Here is a 9,429-nt window from a genome sequence, read left to right on the forward strand (position 1 = left end):
CACCGCCCGCGCCGGGTCGGCCACCGGGTCGGCACCGACCGGTTCCGCGCGCCGCGACACGGCCCGCACCGGGTCCACCGGCCGTACCGGGTCCACCGGCACCGGGGTCTCGCGCACCGGATCCGTCGCACGGTCGGCCGGGGCCGCGCGGCCCGGCTCCTCGCGCGCCGGGTCCTCACGCACCGACCCGTCCCGCTCCGAGCCCTCCCGCGGATCGACACGCGGCGCGACCGGCCGGACACGCCGCGACACCCGCTGACGGCCGTCCGGCGCAGCCACGGTCGTCCGGACGCATCCGCCCAGGTGGACGGCCGGAACGTACCCCGCAGACCGCCCGGGTGGCGACGGATCGGACAATGGGAGCAACCCACTGCACTCCCGAGCGTCTTCCCATCGGGGGGCACGGCGTGACCCCGCCGCTCCCCGACGCACGACGGAACCACTGGAGAGCCATTGTCGACCACCCGCAGCCCCCGCAGGACGCGACCCGCGATCGTCGTCGCGCTGGTCGCCGCGACCGTCGCGCTGATCGGCGTCGGCACCGCGGTCGCCGGGACCCCGGCCGCGCAGGCCTTCCGGGACCAGCCGCTCGTCGCGGGCACCCCGTGCACCGTCACGGCCCGGGCCTGCGTCGATCTCGACACCCAGCGCTCCTGGCTGTTCACCGACGGGAAGATCACCCACGGGCCCGTCCCGGTCGCCATCGGCGGCCCGGGCAAGGAGACCCCGGTCGGCCACTCCCTGCGGGTCTACCGCAAGGAGCAGCTGCACAAGAGCGGCGAGTACACGATGACCAACGGCGAGCCCGCCCCGATGCCGTGGGCGGTGTTCTTCCAGGACGGCGGCATCGCCTTCCACGAGGGCCGCACCGACACCCCGTCGGCGGGCTGCGTCCGGCTCACCCCGGAGAACGCGAAGCTCTGGTTCGACACCCTGCAGATCGGCGACCAGGTGCAGGTCGTGTCGGCGAAGCAGGTCCAGGCGGACCGCGCCGCGGGCTGACCCCCCGCCCCGTACACACGTGAGGCCCCGGACCGAGTCGGTCCGGGGCCTCCGTCGTGTGTGCCGCGGTCAGTTCACCGGGGTCAGGCCCAGCGACCGGCCGCGCGGCGGGCGCAGCTCGCGGGGCAGCGAGAAGGTCAGCGTCTCCTCGGCGGTGTCGACCTCCTCGACCGAGCCGAAGCCGCGCTCGGCGAGGTACTCGACGACACCCTGCACCAGGATCTCCGGGACTGACGCACCGCTGGTGATCCCGACCGTCGTGACGCCGTCGAGCCAGGACTCGTCGATCTCGCGGGCGTAGTCGATCAGGTACGAGGCACCGGCCCCGGCGCCCAGTGCGACCTCGACCAGACGCACCGAGTTCGACGAGTTCCGCGACCCGACGACCAGCACCAGGTCGCAGCGCGGCGCCATCGTCTTCACCGCGACCTGGCGGTTCTGCGTGGCGTAGCAGATGTCGTCCGACGGCGGGTTCTGCAGCTTCGGGAACCGCTCGCGCAGCGCACGGACGGTGTCCATCGTCTCGTCGACGCTCAGCGTGGTCTGCGACAGCCACACGACCCGCTCCGGGTCGCGGACGGTCACGGAGTCGACGTCGGCGGCGGACTCGACGAGCTGGATGTGCTCGGGCGCCTCACCGGAGGTCCCCTCGACCTCCTCGTGCCCGGCGTGCCCGACGAGCAGGATGTCGTAGTCCTCGCGGGCGAACCGCTTCGCCTCCTGGTGGACCTTGGTCACCAGCGGGCAGGTCGCGTCGATGGTCTGCAGGCTCCGGCCCGCGGCCTCGTCGCGGACCGCGGGCGAGACGCCGTGCGCGGAGAACACCACGTGCGCGCCCTCCGGAACCTCCGACGCCTCGTCGACGAAGATCGCACCGCGCTCGCGCAGCGTCTCCACCACGTGCTTGTTGTGCACGATCTCCTTGCGGACGTACACGGGGGCGCCGTACTGGTCGAGCGCCTGCTCCACCGCCTCGACGGCACGGTCGACGCCCGCGCAGTAGCCGCGGGGCTTGGCGAGCAGGACCTGCTTGGCAGAACCGGACATGGCTCCCAGGGTACGGACCGGCCCGGGAGCGGGCAGCCGTACGTGACCGGCCCGACCGGCGCCCGGTGCGCCCGGCGCGACAGGCGGCCACGGATCAGGGGACAATGGCGTGCATGTCTCCGCTGCCGTTCCCCGTGCGGATCGCCGCCGGCCTCGTCGTGACCGCCGTCGAGCAGGCCCGAGAGCTGCCGCGGCACGCCGTCGAGCTGCCGGTGACCGCGGTCAGCCAGGCGCTGCAGGTGTCCATGCGGCTCCAGCAGCGGATCACCGAGCTGGCCATCAAGGGCGACCGCGCGCTGGGCACCCTGCGTCCCGCCGACGACATCCCCAGCTGGGCGACCTTCGACGACGATCTGGCCGACGGCGCCGACCTGTCGCTGCCCGACCCGGAGCCGATCGCCCCGCCGCTGCCGCCCGCCGCTCCCCCGGCCGGGCGCAACGGCACCGTGTCGTCGCTGCGGCCCGCCCGCACCGGCATCCCGATCGACCGGTCGCCCGCGTCGCCGCGTCCGGCGTCGGCGTCGAACCGGGCCGAGGCGCGTGCGACCGCGCCCGCCGTGCTGCCCGAGTACCCGACGATGACCGTGCCCCAGCTGCGCGGCAAGCTCCGCACGCTGAGCCTCGACGACCTCGCGGACCTCCTCGCCTGGGAGACCGCGCACGAGAACCGGCCGCCGTACGTCACGATGCTGACGAACCGGATCGCGACGGTGTCCGAGAACCGTTGAGCGCCACGACCTCCGAAGAGGACCCGTGGCCGGTCCGCACGGTCGCCCGCAAGATCGCCGAGTGGGTCGACCGGCTCGGCGCGGTGTGGGTCGAGGGCCAGCTCGCCCAGGTCAACGCCCGCTCCGGGACCGCGTTCCTGACCCTGCGTGACCCGGCCGCGGACATCTCCCTGCAGCTGACGGCGCCGTCGTCGCTGGTGCGCGACGCCGGCGGCGCCGTGACCGAGGGCAGCCGGGTGATCGTGCACGGCAAGCCGTCGTTCTACCTGGGGCGCGGCACGCTGTCGCTGCGCGTCGACCGGATCCGCGCGGTCGGGCTCGGCGAGCTGCTGGCCCGCATCGAGCGGCTGCGCAGGCTGCTCGCCGCCGAGGGGCTGTTCGACCCGGCCCTCAAGCGGCGCCCGCCGCTGCTCCCGCACACCATCGGCCTGGTCACCGGGCGCGACTCGGCGGCCGAGCACGACGTCGTCCGCAACGCGACCTCACGCTGGCCCGCGGTGCGGTTCCGGATCGAGAACGTCGCGGTGCAGGGCGGGCTCGCCGTCGAGCAGGTCGTCGGCGCGCTGCGGGCCCTCGACCGGGACCCGGACGTCGAGGTCATCGTGCTCGCCCGCGGTGGCGGCAGCGTCGAGGACCTGCTGCCCTTCTCCGACGAGACGCTGTGCCGCGCCGTCGCCACCTGCCGGACCCCGGTCGTGTCGGCCATCGGGCACGAGCCGGACACCCCGCTGGTCGACCACGTCGCCGACGTGCGCTGTTCCACCCCCACCGAGGCCGGACGCAGTCTGGTGCCCGACCTCGCCGAGGAGACCGCGCGGATCTCCGGGCTGCGCGACCGGGCCCGCCGCGCGCTGCACGGCTGGGTCGACCGCGAGCAGCACCGCCTCGACGACCTGCGACGACGGCCCGTGCTGGCCGACCCGCTGCGCATCGTCACCTCCCGGGAGGGCGAGATCGCCGACGCCCGCACCGCCGCCCACCGCGCGGTGCTGCGCCGGCTGGACCGGTCGTCGTCGGAGCTGGAGCACCTGGGTGCCCGGCTCGCCGCGCTCGGCCCGACCGCGACCCTGGCCCGCGGCTACGCGATCGTGCAGCTCGCCGACCGCACCGACGACGACGTGCCCCCGCTGCTGCGGTCGGTCGCCGACGCGCCCGCCGGCACCGGCCTGCGGATCCGGGTCGCCGACGGCGCCGTCGCCGCCACCGTGACCACCACCCCCGACCCGGAGACCTGATGAGCGACCGTCCGGCAGTGGAGACCCTGGGCTACGAGAAGGCCCGCGACGAGCTCGTGGAGGTCGTGCGCGCGCTGGAGGTCGGCGGCCTCGGCCTGGACGAGTCCGTCGCGCTGTGGGAGCGCGGCGAGGCCCTGGCCAAGCGCTGCGACGCCCAGCTCGCCGGCGCCCGCACCCGCATCGAGGAGAAGCTGGCCGACGCCGAGTCCGACGACGAGGCCTGAGCCTCCCGCACGGTATCCGGCGTCCCACACGGGTCCCGATCCGATGCGGGACGCCGGATCCGGTGTGGGAGGTCATCGGGTCGGCAGCCTGGTCCGGAGGCGGGTCAGGAGGGCGGCGGGGGCGGCCAGGGTCGCGCCAGGTCCACCGGACGACGTGCAGGCCCAGATCGCGGAACCGGTCCTCGCGGACCTTCTCCTCGGTGCTCACCTGGCCCGCCGTCCTCCCCGGTGGGTGCAGACGCCCGTACGTGATCTCGCCGTCGAACCCCCCGACGACGGTGGACAGCCGTCCCACCAGAAGTCGACGGTGGCGAGCCACCGGCCGGACCCGTCGCGCACCCCACGCTGCAGGTCGGGAGCGGGGAGCCCGGCCGTGTGGAACAGGACACGGCTCCGTGACTCCCCGGGGCTCGGCGCCGTGCACGACCGCGGCGGAGATGTGGCTGACGACGGCGGGCGGGCGAGGCGAGCCGACGCACCACACCGCGCACGGCGCGCTCGTGCGCGGCGACGAGTTCCTCCCAGCGCCCGCCGGGTCCCGTCGCCGCCCCGGGCGCTACGGCACCGCGGTACATCCCGCGGCAGAGCCGCACGATCGCCCCGCGCCCAGAGCCTGCCGGATCTCGGCCTCGCTCATCCCCGCGGCGATCAGCTCCGAGCGCCGCACGGGCGTCGTACCGGGCAGAGGTCCACCCCGTCCGCCGGCCCCGCCCGGGCACGTGTGGACAACTCCCCGCGATGTGGACAACCACGCCCCACAGGGGTTCCGGTGTCGCACAGGGGATCGGAGACCGTGTGGGACACCGGACCCCCTGTGGGACCGGTCCTCAGGAACCGGGCGGGTAGACGCGGGCGGCCGTCAGGGCGGTGGCCAGGGTGGTGAACTGCTCGTCCGAGGCGGAGCCCGTCACCAGGACGCGGACCTCCGGCCGTCCGGGCAGCGTCGCGACCCGGAAGGGCTCGCCGCCCTCGGCGCCGTAGACCTCCCAGGTCAGGCCGCCCGCCTGCACGGTGCCGCGCATCGTCGGCGGGCCGTCGCCGCGTCCCGCGGAACCGGACTCGGTGGCGAGGACACCCTCGACCGAGCCGTCGGTCTGGACCAGGCTCAGGAAGTCCGCGTCGGGGGTGACGAAGCCGATGCGCACGGCGGTGCCGCCGCCCTCCACCGGGCCGCGGTCGGTGGAGTTGACCCGGAACGGGACGTCCGGAAGCCGCAGCGGGAAGGTCGAGCCACGGGCGTACTCGGCGATCCGGGCCGGGGCGTCGACGGTGGGGGCCGACGCGGCGTTCTCGGCCGGGGTGCCGGGTGAGAACGAGCAGGACCCGCCGACCGAGAAGATCAGCAGGGCGACCGGGACGAGGATCACGCACGCCCAGATCAGGTCGCGCACCGACGCGTCGCCCCGGGCGGGCTTGTGCATCGCCTGCGGACCCGCCTCGGGGATCCGGCGGGTCACCGGCGGCGGCTGCGGCCTCCCGGACCCGGCCGCACCCGCGGGCGCGGCGGCCGGGTCCGCAGCCGGAACCGGGCCCGGACCGGTGCCACCGGCCGTGGCCCGGTCGGCGGCCCCGGTGGTACCGGAGGTCTCGGCCGGGTCCGGGACAGCCGGGGGCCCGGCGGGCTCCGAGGAGTCCGGCGACGGCGTTCCCGGGTCAGGTCGTGCGCTCACGTGTCCATCGTCCCAGGCATGGCGTCGGTCGCTCATCGCTGCTCCCCCGACGTCGGGCGTGCGAGGATCGCCGGGCGCCTCCCCGCACGCCCGTGGCAACCCGGACGAGGGGACGTCGCCGACGAGCACGCCGCCCGTGAATGGAGACGTATCCGTGAGCCAGCCCGCCAGCCCCGCCACCCCCCGCCGTCGTGAGGCGCCCGACCGCAACCTGGCGATGGAGCTGGTCCGGGTCACCGAGGCCGCCGCGATGGCCGCGGGCCGCTGGGTCGGCAAGGGCGACAAGAACGGCGGGGACGGTGCCGCCGTCGACGCCATGCGCCAGCTCATCTCGTCGGTGTCGATGCGCGGCGTCGTCGTCATCGGCGAGGGCGAGAAGGACGAGGCCCCGATGCTGTTCAACGGCGAGGAGGTCGGGAACGGCGAGGGCCCGTTCTGCGACGTCGCCGTCGACCCCATCGACGGCACCACGCTGATGGCCAAGGGCATGCCCAACGCCCTCGCGGTGCTCGCCGTCGCCGAGCGGGACGCCATGTTCGACCCGTCCGCCGTCTTCTACATGGAGAAGATCGCGGTCGGGCCGGAGGCCGCGGACGCCATCGACATCACCGCACCGGTCGCGGAGAACATCCGCCGCGTCGCCCGGGCCAAGGAGATCGACGTCGCCGACGTCACGGTCTGCGTGCTCGATCGCCCGCGCCACGAGCAGATCGTCACCGAGATCCGCGCGGCCGGGGCCCGGATCGCGTTCATCTCCGACGGCGACGTCGCCGGTGCCATCGCCGCCGCGCGTCCCACCTCGGGCGTGGACATGCTCTACGGCGTCGGCGGGACCCCGGAGGGGATCATCACCGCGGCCGCGCTGAAGTGCATGGGCGGCGAGATCCAGGGCCGGCTGTGGCCCAAGGACGACACCGAGCGCGAGAAGGCCCTCGCCGCGGGTCACGACCTCGACAAGGTCCTGACCACCGCCGAGCTCGTGCGCGGCGAGAACGTCTTCTTCTGCGCCACCGGCATCACCGACGGCCCGCTGCTGCGCGGCGTCCACTACCGGGGTGGCGGGGCGACCACCCAGTCGATCGTGATGCGGTCCAAGTCCGGCACCGTCCGGCTGATCGACGGCTACCACCGTCTCACCAAGCTGCGCGAGTTCTCCTCCGTCGACTTCGACGGCGTCGAGGGCGAGGCCCCGCCGCTGCCGTGAGGTTAGGCTCACGTAACACTGCGGGACGTGTCGCGGAGGAGTAGACCTCAGCCCATGAGCGAGGACTTCCGCATCGAGCACGACACCATGGGCGAGGTCCGGGTCCCCGCCGACGCGTTGTGGCGGGCCCAGACCCAGCGCGCGGTGGAGAACTTCCCGATCTCCGGCCGCGGCCTGGAGCGCGCGCAGATACGCGCGCTCGGCCTGGTCAAGGCGGCCGCGGCCCGGGTGAACGGCGAGCTGGGCGTACTGGACGACGACCGGGCCCGCGCGATCGCCGCGGCCGCCGACGAGGTGGCCGCGGGCGGGCACGACGACCACTTCCCGGTCGACGTCTTCCAGACGGGCTCGGGCACGTCGTCGAACATGAACGCCAACGAGGTGATCGCCTCGCTGGCCGCACACGCCGGCACCGACGTGCACCCGAACGACCACGTCAACGCCTCGCAGTCGTCGAACGACGTCTTCCCGACGACCATCCACCTCGCCGCCACCGAGGCGCTGGCGACCGAGGTCGTCCCGGCGCTGCAGCACCTCGAGGCCGCGCTGCGCCGCCGCGCGGCGGACTGGTCGGAGGTCGTGAAGGCCGGCCGCACCCACCTCATGGACGCCGTCCCGATCACCCTCGGCCAGGAGGCCGGTGGCTGGGCCAGCCAGGCCGGCTACGGCGCCGCCCGCGTCCGCGACGCGCTCCCCCGCCTCGCCGTCCTGCCGATCGGCGGGACCGCGGTCGGCACCGGGCTCAACGCTCCGGACGGGTTCGGCGCCGCCGTGGTCGCGAAGCTGCGCGAGGCGACCGGCCTGGAGCAGCTCGCCGAGGCCACCGACCACATCGAGGCCCAGGGCTCCCGCGACGGCCTGGTCGAGGCCTCCGGCGCGCTGCGCACCGTCGCCGTGTCGCTCTACAAGATCGCCAACGATCTGCGCTGGCTGTCGTCCGGGCCGCGTACCGGGCTGGCCGAGATCCACCTGCCGGACCTGCAGCCGGGCAGCTCCATCATGCCGGGCAAGGTCAACCCGGTGATCTGCGAGGCCACGATGATGGTGTGCGCGCAGGTCATGGGCAACGACGCGACGGTCGGCTTCTCGGGCAGCCAGGGCAACCTGGAACTGAACGTGATGATGCCGGTGATGGCGCGCAACGTCCTGGAGTCCGCCCGGCTGATCGCGAACGCCGCTCGGCTGCTCGCCGACAAGGTCGTCGACGGCATGGAGGCCGACCTCGAGCGCACCCGCGAGTACGCCGAGTCCTCCCCGTCGATCGTCACCCCGCTGAACTCGAGGATCGGCTACGAGGAGGCGGCGGCCGTCGCGAAGCAGGCGCTGAAGGAGCGGAGGACGATCCGCGAGGTCGTGATCGAGCGCGGCCACGTCGCGAACGGCACCCTCACCGAGGACGAGCTGGACCGTGCCCTGGACGTGCTGGCGATGACCCGCGGCGAGAAGCGCTCCTGATCCCGGCTGCACCCGGTCACCGGCCGGGCGCACCGGGTCAGTCCATCCGCTGTTCACCTCCGCGTCCCCGTTCGGTCCACATCGACGTGACACCGTGTGTGCGTCAGTCGATCACCGTCACCCGAACGGACCTCCCCGATGCCCGACCAGCGCTTCGCGTACATCCCTGTGCACGATCTGCGCTCCGGTCGCTGCACCGGGGTCGAGGTCGTGCCGCGCCTGCACCACGACGCGGTGGCCGTCGCGGCCCGCGACCGCGGCTGGGACGCCCGCCGGATCGCCGAGCTCGACGCGGGCACCGCGGTCTCCGCGGTCGCGTCCGCCCGGTCCTGGGGTGCCGCCGTCCCGGTGCAGGTCGACGTCGCCGCGGACACCGTCCTCCACGCCCGCGGCCGGCTGCGCGCCATGCTCGGCGGCACCTCCGACCCGGTCGCTCCCCTGCTGGAGGTCGGCCCGCCGATCGCCGCGGCCGCACCGGCGGAGCACCTCGTCCTGGCACTGGCCGAGCTGCGGCGCTGGGGGTTCCGCATCGGTCTCGACGGGGCCGGGCGCGCGTTCGGTCCGGAGCTCGTGGCCGCCGTTCGGCCGGACGTGGTGAAGCTCGAGCCGGACCTCTGCGACGGAATGCTCGACACGGGGACCGGTGCCGCCGTCCGTGCCGTGGTCGAGGTGTCGCGCGCGGTCGGGGCGCCGGTCGCCGCGACCGGGGTCCGCGACGCGGCCCGGCTGACGGGGCTGTTCGCGATCGGGATCGCGTTCGCCCAGGGCCCGTTGCTGGGTGGGACGCGCGCCGCCCCCGAGGCCGACCCGGCGACCCGCGCGGAGCTGCTCGGCCTGCTGAGCGCGATGCCACAGCCCGCCGCC

The 9,429-nt window shown here is 74.6% G+C and carries 10 protein-coding genes; 7 read left to right on the forward strand and 3 right to left on the reverse strand.

Going from position 1 to position 9,429, the window contains the following annotated elements:
• A partial coding sequence (locus NH602_RS23995; protein ID WP_253068967.1) for a hypothetical protein occupies positions 1–183 on the reverse strand: 183 nt, incomplete at its 3' end.
• A 270-nt stretch (positions 184–453) separates the two neighbouring features.
• Here NH602_RS23995 and NH602_RS24000 point away from each other — a divergent pair.
• Entirely contained in the window at positions 454–1,002 is a 549-nt protein-coding gene (locus NH602_RS24000) for a L,D-transpeptidase (protein WP_073577700.1), read from the forward strand.
• Between the two features lie 69 nt (positions 1,003–1,071).
• Here the strand turns inward: NH602_RS24000 and NH602_RS24005 are convergent, their stop codons facing one another.
• On the reverse strand, positions 1,072–2,049 hold the full coding sequence (locus tag NH602_RS24005) for a 4-hydroxy-3-methylbut-2-enyl diphosphate reductase (protein ID WP_073577699.1): 978 nt from the start codon (positions 2,047–2,049) through the stop codon (positions 1,072–1,074).
• 113 nt (positions 2,050–2,162) lie between these two features.
• Here NH602_RS24005 and NH602_RS24010 point away from each other — a divergent pair, with 113 nt between their 5' ends.
• Genes NH602_RS24010 through NH602_RS24020 form a run of 3 tightly spaced genes read left to right on the forward strand, consistent with a single transcriptional unit; the run spans position 2,163 to position 4,236 of the window.
• On the forward strand, positions 2,163–2,777 hold the full coding sequence (locus NH602_RS24010) for a lipid droplet-associated protein (RefSeq protein ID WP_179761030.1): 615 nt from the start codon (positions 2,163–2,165) through the stop codon (positions 2,775–2,777).
• Positions 2,774–4,012, forward strand: a complete 1,239-nt coding sequence (gene xseA, locus NH602_RS24015; protein WP_073577697.1) for an exodeoxyribonuclease VII large subunit — start codon at positions 2,774–2,776, stop codon at positions 4,010–4,012. The genes NH602_RS24010 and xseA overlap by 4 nt, the downstream gene beginning before the upstream one ends.
• A complete protein-coding gene (locus NH602_RS24020; protein WP_100879661.1) occupies positions 4,012–4,236 on the forward strand; it encodes an exodeoxyribonuclease VII small subunit in 225 nt (74 codons plus the stop codon). Before xseA ends, NH602_RS24020 begins: the two co-directional genes overlap by 1 nt.
• A gap of 827 nt (positions 4,237–5,063) precedes the next feature.
• Here the strand turns inward: NH602_RS24020 and NH602_RS24025 are convergent.
• A complete protein-coding gene (locus NH602_RS24025) occupies positions 5,064–5,906 on the reverse strand; it encodes a DUF4245 domain-containing protein (RefSeq protein ID WP_253068968.1) in 843 nt (280 codons plus the stop codon).
• Positions 5,907–6,123: 217 nt separating this feature from the next.
• Between NH602_RS24025 and glpX the strand changes: the two genes are divergently transcribed.
• From glpX to NH602_RS24040, 3 genes are all read left to right on the forward strand, one after another.
• The gene (glpX, locus tag NH602_RS24030) at positions 6,124–7,110 is read left to right on the forward strand and encodes a class II fructose-bisphosphatase (protein WP_174565913.1); all 987 of its coding nucleotides are present in this window, start codon (positions 6,124–6,126) and stop codon (positions 7,108–7,110) included.
• A gap of 54 nt (positions 7,111–7,164) precedes the next feature.
• Positions 7,165–8,565, forward strand: coding sequence for a class II fumarate hydratase (locus NH602_RS24035; protein WP_161152361.1), 1,401 nt, complete (start codon positions 7,165–7,167; stop codon positions 8,563–8,565).
• A gap of 138 nt (positions 8,566–8,703) precedes the next feature.
• Positions 8,704–9,429, forward strand: a 726-nt coding sequence (locus NH602_RS24040; RefSeq protein WP_253068969.1) for an EAL domain-containing protein, incomplete at its 3' end; no start/stop codon positions are given.

Source organism: Pseudonocardia sp. McavD-2-B (assembly GCF_024124365.1).
Classification (GTDB): domain Bacteria; phylum Actinomycetota; class Actinomycetes; order Mycobacteriales; family Pseudonocardiaceae; genus Pseudonocardia; species Pseudonocardia alni.

Bases quoted from the DNA above. Each gene is read 5' to 3' on its own strand.
- NH602_RS24005 (WP_073577699.1), bottom strand. From the start codon at position 2,049: ATGTCCGGTTCTGCCAAGCAGGTCCTGCTCGCCAAGCCCCGCGGCTAC.
- NH602_RS24010 (WP_179761030.1), top strand. From the start codon at position 2,163: ATGTCTCCGCTGCCGTTCCCCGTGCGGATCGCCGCCGGCCTCGTCGTG.
- NH602_RS24020 (WP_100879661.1), top strand. From the start codon at position 4,012: ATGAGCGACCGTCCGGCAGTGGAGACCCTGGGCTACGAGAAGGCCCGC.
- glpX (WP_174565913.1), top strand. From the start codon at position 6,124: ATGGAGCTGGTCCGGGTCACCGAGGCCGCCGCGATGGCCGCGGGCCGC.
- NH602_RS24035 (WP_161152361.1), top strand. From the start codon at position 7,165: ATGAGCGAGGACTTCCGCATCGAGCACGACACCATGGGCGAGGTCCGG.